The 18,479-nt window shown below is 70.2% G+C and carries 13 protein-coding genes; 7 read left to right on the top strand and 6 right to left on the bottom strand.

Annotated features, from left to right (window positions below):
* Positions 1 to 24 precede the first annotated feature (24 nt).
* The 6 genes from ACQ4L4_RS07335 to ACQ4L4_RS07310 form a co-directional block, all read right to left on the bottom strand.
* Complete coding sequence (locus ACQ4L4_RS07335) at positions 25 to 3,657, bottom strand: AMP-binding protein (RefSeq protein ID WP_431103570.1); 3,633 nt, start codon at positions 3,655 to 3,657, stop codon at positions 25 to 27.
* 4 nt (positions 3,658 to 3,661) lie between these two features.
* Positions 3,662 to 8,848 carry a condensation domain-containing protein gene (locus tag ACQ4L4_RS07330; RefSeq protein WP_431103569.1) on the bottom strand — a complete coding sequence of 1,729 codons (5,187 nt, stop codon included), beginning with the start codon at positions 8,846 to 8,848 and terminating at the stop codon, positions 3,662 to 3,664.
* Between the two features lie 62 nt (positions 8,849 to 8,910).
* A complete protein-coding gene (locus tag ACQ4L4_RS07325; protein ID WP_431103568.1) occupies positions 8,911 to 9,663 on the bottom strand; it encodes a thioesterase II family protein in 753 nt (250 codons plus the stop codon).
* A 14-nt stretch (positions 9,664 to 9,677) separates the two neighbouring features.
* On the bottom strand, positions 9,678 to 9,926 hold the full coding sequence (locus tag ACQ4L4_RS07320) for an MbtH family protein (RefSeq protein ID WP_431103567.1): 249 nt from the start codon (positions 9,924 to 9,926) through the stop codon (positions 9,678 to 9,680).
* Between the two features lie 252 nt (positions 9,927 to 10,178).
* The gene (locus ACQ4L4_RS07315; protein WP_431103565.1) at positions 10,179 to 10,442 is read right to left on the bottom strand and encodes a DUF4880 domain-containing protein; all 264 of its coding nucleotides are present in this window, start codon (positions 10,440 to 10,442) and stop codon (positions 10,179 to 10,181) included.
* A gap of 162 nt (positions 10,443 to 10,604) precedes the next feature.
* A complete protein-coding gene (locus ACQ4L4_RS07310; protein WP_377155081.1) occupies positions 10,605 to 11,129 on the bottom strand; it encodes a sigma-70 family RNA polymerase sigma factor in 525 nt (174 codons plus the stop codon).
* 115 nt (positions 11,130 to 11,244) lie between these two features.
* Here ACQ4L4_RS07310 and ACQ4L4_RS07305 point away from each other — a divergent pair, with 115 nt between their 5' ends.
* The 7 genes from ACQ4L4_RS07305 (at position 11,245) to ACQ4L4_RS07275 (ending at position 18,412) form a co-directional block, all read left to right on the top strand.
* Positions 11,245 to 12,057 (top strand): 4'-phosphopantetheinyl transferase family protein, encoded by an 813-nt coding sequence (locus ACQ4L4_RS07305; protein ID WP_431103564.1) that lies wholly within the window; start codon positions 11,245 to 11,247, stop codon positions 12,055 to 12,057.
* Positions 12,058 to 12,244: 187 nt separating this feature from the next.
* On the top strand, positions 12,245 to 12,535 hold the full coding sequence (locus ACQ4L4_RS07300) for a hypothetical protein (protein WP_431103563.1): 291 nt from the start codon (positions 12,245 to 12,247) through the stop codon (positions 12,533 to 12,535).
* The gene (locus tag ACQ4L4_RS07295) at positions 12,525 to 12,797 is read left to right on the top strand and encodes a hypothetical protein (protein WP_377155084.1); all 273 of its coding nucleotides are present in this window, start codon (positions 12,525 to 12,527) and stop codon (positions 12,795 to 12,797) included. The genes ACQ4L4_RS07300 and ACQ4L4_RS07295 overlap by 11 nt, the downstream gene beginning before the upstream one ends.
* Positions 12,794 to 14,365 carry a PepSY-associated TM helix domain-containing protein gene (locus ACQ4L4_RS07290; protein ID WP_431103562.1) on the top strand — a complete coding sequence of 524 codons (1,572 nt, stop codon included), beginning with the start codon at positions 12,794 to 12,796 and terminating at the stop codon, positions 14,363 to 14,365. The genes ACQ4L4_RS07295 and ACQ4L4_RS07290 overlap by 4 nt, the downstream gene beginning before the upstream one ends.
* A gap of 38 nt (positions 14,366 to 14,403) precedes the next feature.
* Complete coding sequence (locus tag ACQ4L4_RS07285; protein WP_431103561.1) at positions 14,404 to 14,709, top strand: NIPSNAP family protein; 306 nt, start codon at positions 14,404 to 14,406, stop codon at positions 14,707 to 14,709.
* Positions 14,710 to 14,965: 256 nt separating this feature from the next.
* Positions 14,966 to 16,612, top strand: a complete 1,647-nt coding sequence (locus ACQ4L4_RS07280) for a lectin (RefSeq protein ID WP_431103560.1) — start codon at positions 14,966 to 14,968, stop codon at positions 16,610 to 16,612.
* Positions 16,613 to 16,738: 126 nt separating this feature from the next.
* Complete coding sequence (locus ACQ4L4_RS07275; RefSeq protein WP_431103559.1) at positions 16,739 to 18,412, top strand: hypothetical protein; 1,674 nt, start codon at positions 16,739 to 16,741, stop codon at positions 18,410 to 18,412.
* The last annotated feature ends 67 nt before the right edge of the window (positions 18,413 to 18,479 follow it).

The raw sequence follows: 18,479 nt of genomic DNA, 5'->3' as shown, positions 1-18,479 counted from the left end.
TCGTTCATCGGTCAGCCTGATGCGTCAATGGGGAACGGTCGCCGTTTCGGCGCTCTGCCAATCGGTGGCGGCCAGGCGCTCGAAGCCGGAGGTGTCCCAGGGGCCGGCGCGCAGCGCCGCGGCGAGCTCGGCCACGGTGGGGTGGTCGAAGACCAGGCCGGGTTCGATCTCGATGCCCAGCAGCTTGCGCAGCCGCGCCACCAGCCGGATCACCATCAGCGAGTGGCCACCGAGCTCGAAGAAGTCCTCGTCGATGCCGATCGGGCCGCGGCCCAGCAGCAGGCCCATGCCTTGCGACAGCACGCTCTCCAGCGCGTCGCGCGGCGCGCGCGGTGCGGCGGCATCGCCATCCCGCGACGATTCGATGGCCGATGCGGCGGCACCGGCCGCCAGCACAACGATCGCGGCACGATCGAGCTTGCCGTTCGCCAGTCGCGGGAAGGCGTCGAGCGCATGAAGGCGCGCCGGCACCATGTGCGACGGCAGCAAGGCCTTCAGCGCTTCGCGCAGGTGAAGCGCACGACCGGCTTGCCCCGCTTGATCCGCGCGATTCGTCGTGGCGCCGGTGGCGTCGCCGCCGGATGTTTCCAGCACCACGCACGCCACCAGTTCGACCTCTCCAGCCGCGCCCTGCTCCGCGAGGACGGCGGCCTGCCGGACCTCCGGCAAGGTCAGCAACGCGACCTCGATCTCCGCCGGATCAACGCGGAAGCCGCGCACCTTCACTTGATGGTCGGCGCGCCCCACCAGGCGAAGGCCGCCCTCGGCCAGGACCTGCGCGATATCGCCGGTGCGATACAGCCGTTCGCCGGGATGGAAGGGGTCATCGACGAAGGCGCTTGGCGTGCGACCGCTCGCGCCGTCCCTGCCGTTTCCGCTGCCATCGCTGCCATCGCTGCCATCGCTGCCATCGCCGCCATCGCCGCGTTGGCCGCCGAGGCCACTCAGCTCTTTCATCTGGCCCAGGTAGCCGCGGCAAACCTGAGGTCCGCCGACATGGACCTGCCCCTGCCCGCCCGCGGGCACGAGCCGCATCGCCTCGTCCAGCACGAGGACTCGGTTGTTGGCCAGCACCTGCGTCAGCGGGAGCGCGTCGCCGCCCTGCAGATCGGACGCGCGGACGCGATGCACGAGCACGCCGACCGTGGTTTCCGTCGGTCCGTAGTGGTTGTGGATCGCGGTGTCGGGCGCCAGGCGTCGCAGGCGCTCGATGAGCGCGCGCGGCGCCGCCTCGCCGCCCAGCACCAGCGTGCGCGGCACACGCGGCGCCTCGCCAGCCGCCTCGCCTTCAAGCAGCGCCTCCAGGTGCGACGGCACGATCTTCACCGCGTCGATGCCCGCGGTCTTGACGAAGCGCGCGAAGGCGGCCGGGCTCCGCGTGTCGTCCTCGCTGGCGACGATCAGGCAGGCGCCGTTGAAGAGCGCGCCGAACAGCGCCGTGTTGCCCAGGTCGGCGACGACCGAACTGGTCAGGCCCCAGCGCCGGCTGGCGGCGAGGTCCATCGCCGCGGTGCTCGCGACGACGTAGTTCAGCAGCTGGCCGTGCTCGATGGCCACGCCCTTGGGCTGGCCGGTCGATCCGGACGTGTAGAGCACATACGCCAGGTCGCTCAACCGAGGCTGAATGACCGGAAGAGAACCGTCCAGCTCGCGCAAGTCGATCGCGGCCTGGCCGGCGGACGTCAGGACATCGCCTGTCAGGGTCGCCGCGCGGAAGGACGGCTCGCTCGACTGCGGTGTCGCGGACAGGACCAGGGCGGGCGCGGCGTCCGACAGGAGCGTACGACGACGGGCCTCGGGCCAGCCCGGTTCCAGCGGCAGGTAGGCCGCGCCGGCTCGCCAGGCGGCCAGCATCGCGACGATGAGGTCCGCGCCGCGCGGCAGGTTCAGCGCGACCAGCGATCCCGGCGTTACGCCCAGTGTCGCCATCGCACGAGCGAGGCGGTTGGCGCGCTGGTTCAGTGCGCGGTAGTCCAGCACGACCCCGCCGGCCTCGAGCGCCGGGGCCTGCGGCGACAAGGCCGCCCATTCGGCCACATGCTGCGACACCGTCAGCGCGCCGACATGCCGGCGCTCGCCCTGCGCCCCGCGCAGCAGGGCCGCGCGCTCCTCGGCGCCGACGGGATCGAGCTCGCGCACCGTTGCGCGCGGCCGATCGAGCACCTGCCCGACGAGCGTTGTGAACTGGCCCAGCAGGCGTTCGACCGCCTGCTGAGAATGACGCAGGCCGTCGGCGTTCAGCACCAGCTCGACGCGCTCGCCCCAGTGCACCTCCAGCGTGAGCGCGGCGCGATCGCCAGCGGGATCACCGGTTCGATCACCGGCGTGATTGCCGGCGTGATTGCCGGACCGGATGCTTGGGTGATAACCGTTGCTGTTGTCAGCACCATCGCGAAGGCCATCGGTGACGCGCTTGCCGGCGCGCTCGATCAACGGGGCTGACCAGCCTGCTTCTGGCGCGGCCACAGTCCGCCAATGGAAAACCGTCCCCAGATGAACGCTTGCCGCGGACGGCTCATCCGTCCAGTACTCCTGCGCGTCGATGTGCGCGGAGACCGTGGCCGCACATCGCGCCAGCCAGTCCTCGACACGCGTGTCCCCGGTCAGCGTCACCGCCATCGGCAGCACCTTCTCGAAGACACCGACAGCGCCGCGCATCACCTCGTAGTCGTCGCGGCAGTCGTGGCGCCAGCCGGAGAGGAACCGCTCGAAGCCGTTCAGCCGTGCGAGCAGCAGCAGCCAGACGGCGTGCAGCAGCGGCTCGGCGCCCACCGTCGAAGCGACGATGCGGGCCGTCACCGCCGAGTCAAGCACGGTCCGCGCTTCGACACGGCCGGCGCGCGGCGCCAGGGGTTGCGGCAGTCGCGGGCCCTGCCAGTCGGTATCGAGGTCGCCCGGGACGACCGTCCCGGCGGTGCCAATGCCGAGATGCTCGCGCCAATAGGCCGCGCCGGTCCGGGCCTCCTCCCCGCTTGACAGTTCGGCGCGCCATTCGACGTACTGGCCGTACTGGAAGACCTCCTCGGCGTCGAAGCCGATCGCATCTCCGCGTTCTCCGCGCTCTCCGCGCTTTCCCCGTTCTCCGCGCGCTCCGACGCAGGCCGTCGCGATCCTTGCCAGCAGCGTGCGCAGGCTGCCTTCGTCCGCCACCAGCGCACTCGCGTGCAGCGCCAGCACATGCCGCGTGTCGGACACGCGTGCCAGACCTGCGCGCAAGACCTGCCCCTCGGCGATCGCCAGCGGCGCGGCCAATCGCGCGAGCCAGTCCTGCAACGCCGCCTCGTCCGTGCCCCGCAGATCGGCGCTCGACCAGTCGAGCGCCGGCCGCACCGGCAGCAGCCATTGGCGCAGCCCGCGATAGCCGTCGACCGGGCCGAAGGCGGTGCGCAGCATCTCGTGCGCGCCCACGGCCTGATCGACCGCGTGACGCAGCACGTCGCCATTGAACGCGCCATCCAGGCCAGCAAGGCCATCAAGAGCCCCATCGATCGTGACGCGCGCCGTCAGGCCGGGCACGGCCGCCAGGCGCGCCGCATCGATCCCCGCAGCGTCCAGGTGCGTCGCATCCAGGTGGCGGACCACCGCGCGCTGCTCGGGGCTCAATCCGCTGCTGACGATTTCCTCGGCAGGCAGGCCGGGGGTATGGATCGCATTCATCGGATCACGCCTCCCCGCCCAGCGCCGCGCGATCGAACATCGCGCCCATCGCCACGACGATCTTGCGCGGTCCCTCGTACGGGTCGCGCGCATGGGCCGCCAGCATGTTGTCCAGCATGATGATGTCGCCCTGCCGCCAATCGAGCCGCACCGCGCAGGCCTCATAGGCCTTGCCGACGATGGCCATCGTGGCGTCCGGGATGGCCGAGCCGTCCCCGAAGGTGACGTGCCGCGGCATGCGGTCCAGCCCGACCAGGCCGAGCAGGTCCTCGCGCACATCCGGCTCCAGGCAGCTGACGTGGTGCAGCTGCACCTGGTTGAAGAACACCCGCTCCCCGGTCAGTGGATGCTTGACCACCGCCGGGCAGCGGGTGCGGGTCTGCAGCGTGTCGGCGTCCAGCCATCGGAAGGCGGTTCCGGCCTGCGTCAGCCGAGCCTCGACCTCGCCGCGATCGGCGGTCTTGAAGAAGTCCTGCCACGACACGTCCAGCCGCGGCGTGAAGGTGCGGACGTAGAGCAGGCCCTTTCCTTCGAACTCGTCGACGAGGTCGGCGGGCAGCCGGCGCAGCATCTCGCGGCAATCGACGATCGGCGTCGCGCCGCCGACCGGCGACGGCAGCTCGCAGAAGAACCACTGCTTGCGCGGCCAGCGCTCCAGGTGGGCGCTTTCGTTGTGGAACAGGATCATCTGCCGCTCGGGATACGGCGTGGAGCGGTAGGTGTTGCGACCGCCCTCCTTCTTCGGCAGGTCACCGTAGCCGCCGAACAGCTCGGGCTCGATGGACTCGGCGAAGGCCTCGAACTCCTGCGGCGTCCTCAGCCCGAAGTTGCGGAACAACAGACCCGCGTGCGTGAGCAGCGAGGTCTCGACGACGTCGCGGTTGGCGCGCGCCCAGGCGACGGCGTCGAGGTCGGGGCGCGTGGCCTCGACGATCAGGGGGAAGGGGCGATCGTCCGCGAGCGTGGCCATGCGGACGGCGGGCGCCGGGGCCGCGGTCGTCGCCGAAGCGCCGATGGCGCCCGGTCCCGCGCGCTTGCCGAGCGCGGCCAGTTTGCCCAGCTTGTCGAGCTTGCCCGGCTTGTCGACGACGGGAGAAGGAAGGGAAGACATGGTCGGCTCCTGGTGAGGCGGAGGAGAAGAAGGTGGCGGGCCGGAGGACGGCTGGCTCGATGGCGATGGTCCGGAAGGCTCCAAGCCGTCCAGCAGCGTGTCGAGCGCCGTGTCCGGCTCGGCGGCGGCGCGGCGCATCAGCGTCCGCCAGTCCTGCGCGGCGGCTTCGACGGTGGCGCGCTCGTAGAGGGACGTCGCGAACACCCACTCGGCGCGGAGGCCGTCGGCGGTGTCGGTGACGAAGACGGCTAGGTCGAACTTCGAGGTGACCGGAGGACGCGACTCAAGGCGCACCGTCAGTCCCGGCAGATCGAAGCGCGCGGCGGGGGTGTTCTGAACCACGAACAAGGTCTGCACCAGCGGCCCGTGCCGGCGCGAGCGCGGCACGCCCGCCGCGTCGACGATCTGGTCGAACGGCATCGCGGCGTGCTCGAACGCCGTCAGGCCGAGCTCGCGCACGCGTGCCAGCCAATCGGTGAAGGTCTCGCCGCGCTTGTCATCGGGACGGTCCGCACCGTCCGCACGGTCTGCACCGTTAGCACTGTTGGTTCTGTCGGCACTGTGGGGGCCGTTACTGACGCTGTTGCGATCGACGCCGATCCGCCGCGAGCGCAGCGGCACGACGTTGACGAAGAATCCGATCAGCGGTTCGAGCGCGGGCAGGTCGCGGCCCGCGACGTCGGTGCCGACGACGAGATCGTCGCTGCCGGTACGCCGGTGCATCAGCGCCAGGAAGGCCGCCATCATCACCAGGAAGGGCGTGCTGCCTTGCGACCGGGCCAGTCGCGTGATCGCGTCGGCCTCCGCTCGCGACATCGTGATCGATACGGCATCGCCGGCCATTGATGCGACCGCCGGCCGCTCGCGATCAGGCGGCAGCGTGGACAGCGCGGGGGCGCCGCGCAAGGCCTCGCGCCAGAACGCGGCCAGCGCCGACTGCGTCGCGGCGAGCTGGCGCGTCTGCCATTGCGCATAGTCCGCGTACTGCACCGCCAGCGGCAACCAGGCCGGCGCCGTATCTCTCCGGATCGCCGCATAGGCGACGGTGAGATCACGGACGAACACGCCCACCGACCAGCCGTCGAAGGCAATGTGATGAACGCACAGCAACAGCACATGCCGGTCGGATGAGAGTCGCAGCAGCTCCGCACGCAACAGGGCATCGCCCGCCAGGTCGAAGGCGCGGCCTTCCTGCGCGGTCAGGGCCGCGTCGACTGCGGCGTTGCGTTGCGGCTCCGACAGCGCCGACAGATCGCGCAGCGGCAGATCGACGCGCGCGGCGGGCCGCGACACGGCGATCGGTTCGCCCTCGTCGTTCTCCGGATAGATGGTGCGCAGCACCTCGTGCCGGTCCACCAGCGCGTCGAGCGCGCCTTGCAGCGCCGCCACGTCGAGATCGCCGTCCAGATGCAGCGCGGCGGCCATGTTGTAGGCCGGATGAGCTTCACGTGCGGCGCGCGGCGTCAGGCGCTCGACGAGCCACAGGCGGCGCTGCGTCGGCGACAGGACCCGGTCTGCGGTTCGATCGATCGGAACCAGCGGAACCAGCGGAACCATCGGCACGTGGTGTGCGTGGTGTGCGTGGTGTGCGTGGGGCGCTCCCGCAAGAGCGCCAGGCGTCGCCGTGCCGGACATCGCGGCGGCGCGCCGCGCATCGATGCGCGCGGCGAGGTCGCCCAGCACCGGGCATTCGAAAAGATCGCGCAGGCCCAGCGTCACACCGAGCCTCGAGGACACGCGCGAGGCCACCTTCACGGCCGTCAACGAGTTGCCGCCAGCGGCGAAGAAATGGGTGTCGCGAGTCGGCAGCGCGGCGTCCGCGTCCGCGTCCGCGCCCATGCCCATGCCCATGCCCATGCCCATGCCCATGCCGATGCCGATGCCGGCGCGAACGCCAACCTCCCCGTCGAAGACGCTCGCGCTCTCGGCGCATTCGGCGCTCCCCGCGTTCCCCGCGCCACCGGGAGCCTCGATCGACTCGCGCCAGATCAGCGCAAGCATTCGTTCGGTGTCGGTGAGCGGTGCCAATGGCGCGCCCGCATTGCCGGCATCGGGGAAGCGCTCGGCAGGCTCGTCCGCGCCGAGCACGAAGCGTCCTTCCGCGTGGATCGCGAAGGCATCCAGCGTGCCATCGCGCCAGCCCTGCCGCGCCGCGGAGCGCTGGATCTTCCCGCTGGACGTCTTGGGCAGACCGCCCGGGTTGAGAAGGATCGTGACGCGCGGCGCCTCGCCGCAGTGTTCACCGACGACGGCACCGATCGCGGTCACCAGCGCCTGCGCCGTCATCGACTTGCGCGTGGCGCGCGACACCTCGGCCGCGACGCCGATGCCATCGCCTTCGCCTTCGCCGTCACGTCCCGGCACCGCGAACGCCGCCACGCGTCCCTGACGCACGAGATCGGGCTGGCGCTCGATCGCCGCCTCGATGTCCTGCGGATACACGTTGTGGCCGCGGAGGATGATCAGGTCCTTGATGCGACCGGTCACGTAGAGCTCGCCGTCGCGCAGGAAACCCAGGTCGCCGGTGCGAAGCCAGCGCTCTGGGCCTAGCTCGATGAAGGTCTCGGCGCTGACCTCCGGCCGTCCCCAGTAGCCCTGAGCGACGCTGGGCCCGCGCACGCGGATCTCGCCGACCTGCGCCTCGTCCAACGCGGCGCCGGTGGCCGGATCGACGATGCGCACCTCATGGTCGCGTGCGACCGCGCCGCAGCTGACCAGCCATTGAGCTCCGTCGGCCTTGGGCTCGGCGTTGGCCTTCGCAACAGCGTCGGCATTGACATCGGAAAGGACATCAGAAGGCGCATCGACAGGCGCGTCGACCTCGACGGCCACGGCCAGTTCCGCACGCTGCTGCTTCAACGCCTCGATGGAGAAGCGACGAGAGACTGCGCCGTCCGCACGTTGCCCGCCGGTCACGAAGAGCGTCGCCTCGGCCAGTCCGAAGCTCGGATAGATCGCGCCGGCGGGGAAGCCGCAAGGCGCGAAGGCCTCCTGGAAGGCGGCCACCGTGTCGGCCCGCACCGGCTCCGCGCCGGACAGCGCGATGCGCCACGCGCTCAGGTCCAACGCCGGGGTGGCGGTCCGACCTGCCCGCTTCATCCGCTCGGCGCAGAGCCGGTAGGCGAAGTCGGGGCCGGCGGTGATCGTGCCGCGATGGCGATGCATCGCCTCCAGCCAGCGCATCGGCCGGGCCAGGAAGAACGCCGTCGTCATCAGGATCAGCGTCCCGCCGGAAAACAGCGGCTGCAGCAGCCCGCCGATCAAGCCCATGTCGTGGAACGGCGGCAGCCAGGAGACATAGACGTCGCGCGCCGTGGTGCCGAGCGCCGCCTGGATCGCGCGCTCGTTGGCGATCAGGTTGCCGTGGCTCACCATCACGCCCTTGGGCGTGGACGTCGAGCCGGACGTGTACTGCAGGAAGGCGATGTCCGAAGGACGCGGAACGTGCGGCCTCCAGGCGTCGGCCAATGCGACGTCGATGTCGTCGACGGCGAGCGCCCGCATGCCATCGGGGTTGCCGATGGCATCAATGGCGCCGGTCGCTCCGACTGCCCCGATTCCGCCGAGCTCGCCGAACGAGCCGGCCTCGATGACGTCGCGCGTGCCGAGCACCGCGGCCGCGCCGGCATCGCGCGCGATCGCGGCGAAGCGCTCGAGATGCTGCGGCCGAGCGCTCTCCGGCGGGAACACCGGCACGGCGATCACGCCGGCGTATTGGCAGCCGAGGAAAGCGACGAGGTAGTCGTCCGTACCTTCGAGCGCGATCAGCACGCGCGATCCCGGCTGCAGACCGGCGGCCTGCAGCGCCGCAGCCAGCGCGCGCGAGCGGCGGCCGAGCGCCTCGTAGGTGACGGGCCGTTCGTGGCCGTCGCGTCCGGCATCGCGTCCGGCATCGCGTCCGGCGTCGCGTCCGGCGTCGCGTTCGCCGTCCATCCCGCCGTCCACCCCGCGGTCTCCGACCATGATCAGGGCGGTGTCCCCCGGCCTCGACGCGATGAGTCGGTCGAGGTGCTCAACGAGGGTCGATGCCGCGCCCTCGGGCGCCGGCAGGGACGAAGGAGTCGTCATCGCGGCAGGCATGTCGCGCTTCTTTCAGTGAAGGTCTCTGGGCAGCGGGGCCCGCGGCGCGTGGCGCCGCGCGGTCACGCGAAGGCGCCGGGTGCGGCGCGCGCGGCAGCGCCGACGGCGCTCAGGTGGCGGGCCAGCGCGGTCAGCACCGCGCCCTCCTGCTGCCGCACGAAGAAATGGCCGCCGTCGAACCAGTCCAGCGTCGCGGGCGCCTCGGACTCGAGCGACCAGGCGGCGAGCCGGTCGGGCGCGATCTCGTCCTGGCGCCCGGCGAAGACGTGCACCGGCACGGGCAGCGGCGGCCGCGGGACATGGCGATAGCTGTCGCACACGCGGTAGTCCGCGCCGAGCACGTCGAGCGTCAGGCGCAGCAGCTCCGCGTTGTCGAAGACCTCGTCCGGCGTGCCGCCCTGGCGGCGCAGGTCGGCGGCCAGGGCCTCGTCATCGCCGAGCGCCTGCCGCAGGCGCGACGTGTCGCGCCGCGACGGCGCCGCGCTGCCCGAGACGATCAGCGCGCGCGGCAGGCGATCGCCGCGCTCGCGCAGCCGTTGCGCCATGCCGTGCGCCAGCAGCGCGCCCATGCTGTGACCGAAGAGCGCGAAGGCCTGCGGCCCGCCCGACGATCCGCGCATGACCGCGGCCTGCTCGTCGCAGAGCCGGTCGGCCAGCGTCCCGAAGTCCTCGACGAAACGCTCGCCCAGGCGGCTGCCGCGGCCGGGCAGTTCCACCGGCACGATCTCGATCCAGCGCGGCAGCAGCCGGCGCCAGCGCAGGTACATCGTCGCGCTCGCGCCCGCGCACGGCAGGCACAGCAGCTTGAGGGCCATCGCCTCCATGGGCCTCAGCCCGCGGTCGTCGGCTGGCCGGCCTGCCCCTGCCCCGCCATCCAGTCGCGCAGCGACTTCGGGCGCATGTCGGTCCAGGTGCGATCGACGTAGGCGAGCACCGTCTTCTTGTCGCCGCGGACATCGGGCACCACGGACCAGCCGCCGGGAACGGCCTTCCAGTGCGGCCAGATCGAGTACTGGTCTTCGTGGTTGACGAGAACGATGAAGGTGTCGTCTTCGCGGTCGAAGCAGCTGGTGGACATGAGAACGCCTCTTGCAGGATGGGAATGTGGGTGTCCCCGCTCCCGGTGAGACCGGAGACGGGGCCCTGTCCTCTCAAGACGTTTCAGCGCGGCGGATGTTCACGCGGATCGCGCGAGGCAAGCATCGGTGATGCGACAGGGCCGAGCCAGCAGGCTGCGCGGTGGCGATGCGCGAAGGAAGCGCTAGTGATGCTCAGGATCGACCCTCCCGGGTCGGTCGCTGGCGCAGATCCTGGAGTCTGGTCGCGCCGCTCAGTCGCAGGGATCGGCGTCCCTCGATCGGCGTGCCGCCGGCCGTGTCGCGGGGTCGTCCGGATCCTGCGCGCGAGCCGGCACCTGGCCTGCAAGCGCCCACAAGCGCGTCGCCTGCTGATGCATCCGCACATGCTCGGGATCTTCGGCGAGCCAGCGCGCCAGCGCGAGCCGGGCGGGCTCGTCGAAGCGCTCGCGATCGAACTCGCGTTGCACCCACGTCCAGGCGGCTTGCCAGACGGGATCGTCCTGCTCTTGTGTCATGGGGGTTGGCGGCGGCGTGACCCGGAGTCGAAGTCGCAGAGGCCGGATGACCTCTGTGGCGGCAGCTTACTCCAGGCCCGTGCGGCGCTGCGCGAGGTCCGCGCGGGCGCGCGAGGATGCGCGGGAACGCAGGGGCGTCGGCGGTGCGCGCGCTGCGGCGCGTCAGTCGTCGGCCAGCAGGTGGCGGCACCCCGCGATCGCGCGCGCGGCGTCCGCGATCCAGGCGTTCACCAGCCCCAGCGCGCAGCCCATGCGCTGCGCGATCTCGCGCTGGGTCAGGCCTTCCAGCCGGTAGAGCTCGAAGGCCTGCCGCGTCTGCGCGGGCACGCAGGACAGCGCGCGGTCGATCGAGCAGATCACCTGCTTGTCGCGCATCGAGCGCTCAGGCGAAGCGGTGTCGGGGATGTCCAAATCGTCGGCCTCCACATCGAAGGAGCGGTAGTTCGCTTCCACACTGTGCTTGCGGCAGTGGTCGAGCGCCATGTTGCGGACCACGCGGCTGCAGTAGCCCAGCGGCCGGTCCGCCTGCCGGGGCGATTCCCCGTGGGCCAGCTTCAGGTAGGCGTCCTGCAGCACGTCGTCCGCCTGCTCCGGCGTCCGCACGATGCCTTGCGCGATGCGCCGCAGACGCGCCCGGTTCTCGATGAAGACGTGGGCGAGCCCCGGTTCGAGGTACTCGATGGTCATGACAGTGGTACTCCCTGTGACTTCGTGGTCACTTGAATGATAATGATTCTCAACAAGGCGCGACTCTACCGTCATCGCGCGACGAATCCCGCTATCCCGCCGACCGATCAGGGGCATGACACCAACGCTTCATATCGCAACAGTTGGCGACAACACGTGCCAGGCCGAGAACGCCGTGCCGGTGCGCGAATGGCTGCACCGCCTGGCCCCGGCGCGCCTGCGGGACATCGAGCGCCTGATGGCCCCTGCGCCGCATGTGCTGCCGGCGGAAGTCGTCGGACGCGGGATCGATCTGCAGGAGCTGGACCGGCTGACGCAAGACCTGACCCTGGACGGCCTGCCGACGGCGATCAGGCGGTCCAGCCGCTCGCGCCGGCTCGGCTACCTCGGTGGCCGGCTGTGCGCGGAGACGGCTCTGCTCGCCCTCTCGGGCCGGTGCGAGGCGATCGGCACCGGCGACGGCGGCGCACCGCGCTGGCCGGACGGCGTCGTCGGCTCGATCGCCCACACGCGCGATGGCGCCTGGGCGGCGGTCGCCGCCAGCGCCGAGTGGCTGCGGGTGGGAATCGACAGCGAATGCATCGTCGATGAGAGCGGCGGCCGCGACATCGTCGCGCTCTGCTGCACCCCGCGTGAACGTGCGAGATGGTTCCCGGCGGGCGCGGACCCGCTGCGGGCCACGCTGCTCTTCTCGGCCAAGGAGAGCGTCTACAAGGCCATCCATCCGCTCGTGAAGCGCTTCGTCGAATTCGACGAGATGGAGTGGATCGACGTCAGCGGGAACTGTGAGTCCGGCTTCGCGCCGCTCAGCCTGCGATTCCGCCCGACGCCGGACGGCCCGCTCGATGGGCGGGTCCATGAGTTGCTCGTGCAGGCCCGGGTGACGGGCGACGTGGTGCACACGTCGGTCGCCGAGCGCCGGGGCTGAGGCAAGGCCTGACACGGCCCGACCGGGCACAACCAGTACGACCTGGCACCTCGCCTCAGAGGCGCCCACGGCGGAGCGCCACCCCCGCCATCCGCCGCCGCCCTCACCGCGCAGTCGAGAATTCCTCGCATTTGCGAATTGCTTGCATTTACACTGCGCCGCTTCAACATTCGCACGACCTCGCCCGATGTCTCTGCTCTACCTCGCGCTGGCGGTTGCCGCGGCGATCGCCTTCTATCTGGGAAGCCGGCATCAGAGCCTGCGCGCGGTGGCCCGCCCGGGACGTCTGCGCACGGCGGGCTGGCTGCTGCTGGTCCTGGCCTGGGGCACGGCCTGGCGCGCGCTGGGCGTCTGGGGCGGCGGTTTCGCGATGCTGACGGCCTTCATGCTGGCCGCCGTTGCCCTGCCGTATGTCAACGCCTGGCTCAACCCCTGGCTGACGCGGCGCAAGGACGGGGAGGCGCGTCATGTGGGGTAAATCGCTCGCCGCCGCGCTGCTGGGCCTGCCGTTGACGGCCGCCGTGATCGGCCTCGTCACCCTGAGCTGGCCCGGCCGTTCCCAGGTCATCACCCTGCCCTGGCTGCTGATGTCGTTCCCGCTCTGGATCGGCGTGATGTCGGCGGCCTTCGCCGCGCGCAGCGGTCGCCGCGCCTGGGCGTGGCTGGGGGGACTCACGGTGCTCGGCTACGCGCTGCTGCACGGTCTCAAGCTGCTGGGCTGGATCCAGGTCGTCGCATGATGAAGATGAAGCTCAATCCCGCCACCCTGCGCAGCTTCCTGGCGCTGCACACCTGGGTGGGCCTGGCGGCCGGACTGCTCCTGTTCATCGCGTTCTACGCCGGCGCGATCACGGTGTTCACGCACGAGCTCGACGGCTGGCGCCGCCCCTCGGGCGAGGTGAACGAGGCCGACAAGCTCGCCCGGGCGCAGGTGCTGCTCGACAAGGTGCAGCTCGCGCATCCGCATTCGCACAACCTGAAGCTGCAGCTGGAGCCGGCCAACCCCGAGCTGGACTGGTACAACGAGAACTACTCCGAGCACCGCCGTTATGTGCTCGACGAGTCCGGGCAAGTCCTGACCCCGGCTGCCGCGCACGGCGGCTTCATCCAGCTGATCTACCAGTTGCACTACACGGCCGGACTGCCCGCGCCGTGGGGCACCTACCTCTTCGGCGTCGCCTGCGTGCTCTATGGGCTGGCCCTGGTGAGCGGCATCGTCATCCACGCGCCGTTGCTGTTGAAGGACCTCTTCGCCCTGCGCGCCGGACGCAACCTCAAGCGCCTGTGGCAGGACGCGCACAACGTGATCGGTCTGCTGTCGTTGCCCTTCCATGTGATCTTCGCGTGGAGCGGCGCGGTGCTCGCGATCGGTTACCTGATGCTGGCGCCGTTCCAGTTCTTCGTCTTCGAAGGCAAGCTGCTGAAGATCATCAAGCCGGATCTGCAGGTGGCGGCGCACGTGGAGGCGGAAGAGTCCCCGCGTCCCCTGCTCCCGCTGACCGAGCTGCTGCGCCGCGGTCAGGCGCAGGTGCCGGGCTTCCAGCCCGACGAGGTGTCGTTCCACGACCCGGGCGACGCCAACGCGCAGGTCACGCTGGTGGGCCTGGTGGACCAGAAGAGCCTCAGCCGCCGCGTGGCCGTGGCCTTGAACGGCGCCACGGGCGAGGTGCTCGGCGTCGATCAGCCGAGCAGCTACTCGCCGGGCAAGCGCTTCCTCAACGGGCTGACCTCGCTGCACTACGGCAACTTCGGCGACACGCTGCTGAAGTGGCTGTACTTCGTGCTGGGGCTGGCGGGGGCTTTCCTCTTCTACAGCGGCAACCTGCTGTACATCGAGTCGCGTCGCCGTCATCAGCAGACGGAGCAGGCGCGCGGTCCGCGGCTCATGGCGAAGTTGACGCTCGGCGTCTGCCTGGGCTGCATCGCGGGGGTGTCCGCGCTGTTCCTGTCCGGCGCGCTGTTGCGGGACCAGTGGGACCGGCCGGTCTACTTCGGCGTCTTCTTCGCGAGCATGGCCTGGGCCTTCCTTCGCGCGCCGGCGCGGGCGGGGCACGAGCTGCTGTGGCTCTGCGCGGTGCTGACCGCGGCCATTCCGGCCGCGGCGTGGGTGGCGACGGGCGTCTCGCCGTTGGCGGCGCTGCTGGACGGTCATTCGCACCGGCTCTTCGTGGACCTGATGGCCGTGCTGCTGGCCGCAGCGTTCGCGCGGATGGCGGGGGCGACGCTGAGGCGCGGGCTCAACGGGCCGGCGAACAGTGTCTGGGCGCTGGCGCCCCGGCGGGACGTGGTGCCGGTGGCCACCGCCTGAAGGCGGCGGTCCCCGCTGATCGCGGCCACAATCCGCCCATGATCACCTGCCACCTCCGCTACGTCCTCGACCCCTACAAGCTCAAGGAGTTCGAGCACTACGGCAAGCTGTGGATCCCGCTCGTGCGCAAGTTCGGCGGGGTGCACCACGGTTATCTGATGCCCTCGGAGGGCGCGAACAACATCGCGCTCGCGTCCTTCTCCTTCCCGTCGCTCGCCGCGTACGAGGACTACCGGATCAAGTCCTTCGACGATCCGGAGTGCCAGGCGGCCTTCCGCTACGCCGAGGACACGCGCTGCATCCTCAGCTACGAGCGCACGTTCTTCCGCCCAGTTTTCGAGTGAACGCACGGCCCGGTGCCAGGTCTTGCCGGGCAGTCGACCTTGGCCATCTCGACCGTCTCGACCGTCTCGACGGATGAGGCCGCGCCTGCCTCCTAAGAGGTAGCGCCCCACGCAACCCACGTTGCATCTCTGCAAGCATTGCAACCGGGGCGTCGCATCGGCGCCCGCACGACGCACCTCGACACAGCGCCCGGTCTCGCGTCCCTACAGTCCCTCCACCTCGACGCCCTGACGGCGCCGCTGCTGGAGAACTCCTGTGACATTGTCCCGTCGTACCTTCCTGGGCACCGCCGCCGCCGGCGTCGCCGCTTCCACGCTGCCGCTGTCCAGCACCATCGCCGCCAGTCCGGTCGGCGACGTGGTCGGCAAGATCACCGTGGGCTACCAGGGCTGGTTCGCCTGCGCCGGCGACAACGCGCCGATCAACGGTTGGTGGCACTGGGCGCAGGACTGGAGTCGCACGCCCTCCCCGACCAACCGCGCCATCATCTCGTGGCCCGACATGCGCGAGTACGCCTCCGGCTACCCCACCGCCTTCGCCGCGCTCGGCAACGGCGCGCCGGCGACGCTGTTCTCGTCCTACGACCAGTCCACCGTCGACACCCACTTCCGCTGGATGCAGCAGAACGGCTGCGACACCGCCGCGCTGCAACGCTTCAACCCCAACGGCGGTGAAGGCGCGACCCGCGACGCCATGGCCTTGAAGGTGCGCAGCGCCGCCGAATCCTACGGCCGCAAGTTCTACGTCATGTACGACGTGAGCGGCTGGCGCAACATGCAGCCTGAGATCAAGGCGGACTGGCTGAACAAGATGTCGGCGCTGGTGGCGTCCTCGGCCTATGCGCGGCAGAACGGCAAGCCGGTGGTGGGCGTCTGGGGCTTCGGCTTCAACGACGACAACCATCCCTGGTCCGCCGCCGCCTGCCTGGACGTCATCAACTGGTTCAAGGGCCAGGGCTGCTACGTGATGGGCGGCGTGCCGACCTACTGGCGCGAAGGCAAGAACGATTCGCGCGCCGGCTACCTCGACGTCTATCACGCGATGAACATGATCTCGCCGTGGATGGTCGGCCGCATCGGCGACGTGGCGGGGTCGGACTGGTTCTACCAGAACGTCAATCTGGCCGACCAAGCCAACTGCAATGCACGCGGCATCGACTACCAGCCCTGCGTGCTGCCCGGCGACCTGAGCGTGCGTCAGCGCGCGCATGGCGACTTCATGTGGCGCCAGTTCTACAACATGGTCCGGGTCGGCGCGCAGGGGATCTACATCTCGATGTTCGACGAGTTCAACGAGGGCAACCAGATCGCCAAGACCGCCGAGAGCGCGGCTTTCGTGCCCGCAGGCTCGGGCATCCTCGCGCTGGACGAGGACGGCACGGCCTGCTCGTCCGACTACTACCTGCGCCTGACCAACGACGGGGGCCGCATGCTGAAGGGCCAACTGCCGCTGACGCCGACGCGACCGACGCAGCCGGTGGTGGGCACCACGACGCCGACCACGCAAGTCGTGACCATGCGCGCCCGCGTGAACAACCGCTATGTGACAGCGGAGAACGCCGGCGGCGCGCCGCTGATCGCCAACCGCGACGCCATCGGCGGCTGGGAGCAGTTCGATCTGCTGGACGCCGGCAACGGCAACATCGCGCTGCGCGCGCGAGCGAACGGCAAGCTGGTCTGCGCCGAGAACGGCGGCGGATCAGCGCTGATCGCCAACCGGACCGCGATCGGTCCGTGGGAGTCGTTCAAGCTGATCCGCAACGGGAATGGTTCGGTCACGCTGCAGTCGATCGCCAACAGCCGCTATGTCACGGCGGAGAACGCCGGCGCGGCGTCGCTCATCGCGAACCGGACGGCGATCGGGCCGTGGGAGCAGTTCGACCTGATCACGGCGGCGCGCTGACGGCGCACTGCGGTTCCCGGAGTTCCGGCAGCGCAATGTCAGCCTTTCACTGATGGCGTCCGTCCCCGGCGATCCGTATGGTGATCGTCGAACGGCCTGATCGATCGCCGTCCGGGACTCTTGCGAATGGCCGACTCCACCCAGCACCGCGACGCTTCCGTCGAGACCCCTCGCCGACAGCCGGCGGCCGAGCCCGGCTCGACCGTCGTCCAGCATCGATCGACCGGGTCCGTCGACGCAGGCATCGCGGGATGGCAGGCGGCCGTCACCGGTTCGCCGCGCATGCTGGCGCAGCGCCGCGCCATCGACGCCGCCTTCGGCGTCGTGCAGGCCAAGGGAGCCGGCGGCGTGAAGATCGGATTTAGCTTCGAGAACGGCGACGAGAAGGAGCGGCCGGACGGCAAAGCCCTGGTGCAGAAGGTGTGGCGGGACGCCAAGGACGCCAGGCGTCACCGGAAAGCCACCTGGATGCAGGGCAACCTGGGCAAGGCCAACGGCCTGGCGGGAAAGTACGTCGCGGCGCTTGAAGGCGAGGAAGAAGAAAAGAGCCTCTTCCTGAAGCAACTGGAGTCGGCCCCGGCATTGAGCTACTCGGCGCCCACCGGCACGATCAGCTACAAGGCGGAGGGCATGGCGGACGCCTTGCCGATCGCGACGCTGGTGACCGGTGCGGACATCTACAAGGCCAAGCCGCTCAAGGAGGGCGCCGAGGCGCCTGCGCGGGCGCTCTTCGAGAAGGAGGGCCTGGCGGACAAGGAATACGTCAAGGACAAGCGCGGCACCTACACCCGGCGCTATGCCTACGTGGAGAAGAACTTCTACCAGATGATGGACTTCTTCAAGACGGGCACCATGACCGGCCGATTCCAGCAGGCGACGACCGCCGCGGGAGGCGCCGCCCCCGCGCAGCAGCCCACGCCCAAGGCGAACACGATCGTCAAGGGCCCGGCGCCCGTCACCTTGAGCACCGAGCAGATCGCCGTCGCGCACCAGTACATGGGCAGCAGCTCCGAGCAACGCGGGCTCAGCCTGACGTCGACCGAGAAGGTCGGCGGGACGGTCGGCAACGAGGGCAAGAATTTCCGCGAGAAGGACGGATTCCGACTCAAGATCGACCTGGCCCGCGTCCCCGACGATGTCCTGCTGATCAACCACTACAGCGACCAGGGCGTCATCTCCAAGGACCTCGGTGCGTCGAATATCAAGGGCATGACGACGGACACCGCCGCCAAGGGCCGGAACAAGTACAAGTACGGCGCCAGCGTGACCAAGAACCGGGAGTTGTTCCTGGAAAAGCTGCGTCCCGAATGGGTCGTCGAGGTCGAACATCACCCCGCCAGCGGCGGCTACGGCACGGGCGTCGGCACCGTGACGGCGCTTGCGAGCGGCTCGGCGTTCGGGGACCTCGGCGCCACCTATGCGGCGTACTGGGTAGCCTTCGACGCCACCCTGAAGGGTCAGCCGGCCGAGGCGGATGCAGTCTCGCAGAAGGGCAAGAACAGCGCGCTGCTCATGCAGGAGGGATACCTGGCCGGCGAAGCCGCCTTCAAGGCGAAGGAACCGGCGAAGGCACGGGAGGTCGAGGGGGCGGACAAGCGCCTGGCATTGACCGCCCACGGGGACCTGCAGGGCTTTGACGAAGCCGCCAAGGAGGCGGGTGAATCGGACAAGACCGGTTTCAGGAAACAAGGCTACGTCCAATGGCAGCTGGGCTACGTGCGGGGCCGCGCGGGGCTGCCGCTGTTCGCCGACTCCGCGGCCTACGCGAAGGCCATGTCGCAGTCCGACGGAGCGGTCTGATCCGGCCGGATCGCGCCCGCGCCTGAAAGACTTTCCGCGTTGCCTGCATCCGTCCGGCGGCCGCCTC

Origin of the sequence: Roseateles noduli, assembly GCF_050626985.1 — a bacterium.
Classification (GTDB): domain Bacteria; phylum Pseudomonadota; class Gammaproteobacteria; order Burkholderiales; family Burkholderiaceae_C; genus Roseateles; species Roseateles noduli_A.
The sequence above is the reverse complement of the archived record's forward strand: the minus strand, read 5'-3'. Positions and strand labels throughout refer to the sequence as shown.

Bases quoted from the DNA above. Each gene is read 5' to 3' on its own strand.
- ACQ4L4_RS07310 (WP_377155081.1), bottom strand. From the start codon at position 11,129: ATGACCATCGAGTACCTCGAACCGGGGCTCGCCCACGTCTTCATCGAG.
- ACQ4L4_RS07290 (WP_431103562.1), top strand. From the start codon at position 12,794: ATGATGAAGATGAAGCTCAATCCCGCCACCCTGCGCAGCTTCCTGGCG.
- ACQ4L4_RS07295 (WP_377155084.1), top strand. From the start codon at position 12,525: ATGTGGGGTAAATCGCTCGCCGCCGCGCTGCTGGGCCTGCCGTTGACG.
- ACQ4L4_RS07305 (WP_431103564.1), top strand. From the start codon at position 11,245: ATGACACCAACGCTTCATATCGCAACAGTTGGCGACAACACGTGCCAG.
- ACQ4L4_RS07330 (WP_431103569.1), bottom strand. From the start codon at position 8,848: ATGCCTGCCGCGATGACGACTCCTTCGTCCCTGCCGGCGCCCGAGGGC.
- ACQ4L4_RS07335 (WP_431103570.1), bottom strand. From the start codon at position 3,657: ATGAATGCGATCCATACCCCCGGCCTGCCTGCCGAGGAAATCGTCAGC.
- ACQ4L4_RS07320 (WP_431103567.1), bottom strand. From the start codon at position 9,926: ATGTCCACCAGCTGCTTCGACCGCGAAGACGACACCTTCATCGTTCTC.
- ACQ4L4_RS07315 (WP_431103565.1), bottom strand. From the start codon at position 10,442: ATGACACAAGAGCAGGACGATCCCGTCTGGCAAGCCGCCTGGACGTGG.
- ACQ4L4_RS07285 (WP_431103561.1), top strand. From the start codon at position 14,404: ATGATCACCTGCCACCTCCGCTACGTCCTCGACCCCTACAAGCTCAAG.
- ACQ4L4_RS07325 (WP_431103568.1), bottom strand. From the start codon at position 9,663: ATGGCCCTCAAGCTGCTGTGCCTGCCGTGCGCGGGCGCGAGCGCGACG.
- ACQ4L4_RS07300 (WP_431103563.1), top strand. From the start codon at position 12,245: ATGTCTCTGCTCTACCTCGCGCTGGCGGTTGCCGCGGCGATCGCCTTC.
- ACQ4L4_RS07275 (WP_431103559.1), top strand. From the start codon at position 16,739: ATGGCCGACTCCACCCAGCACCGCGACGCTTCCGTCGAGACCCCTCGC.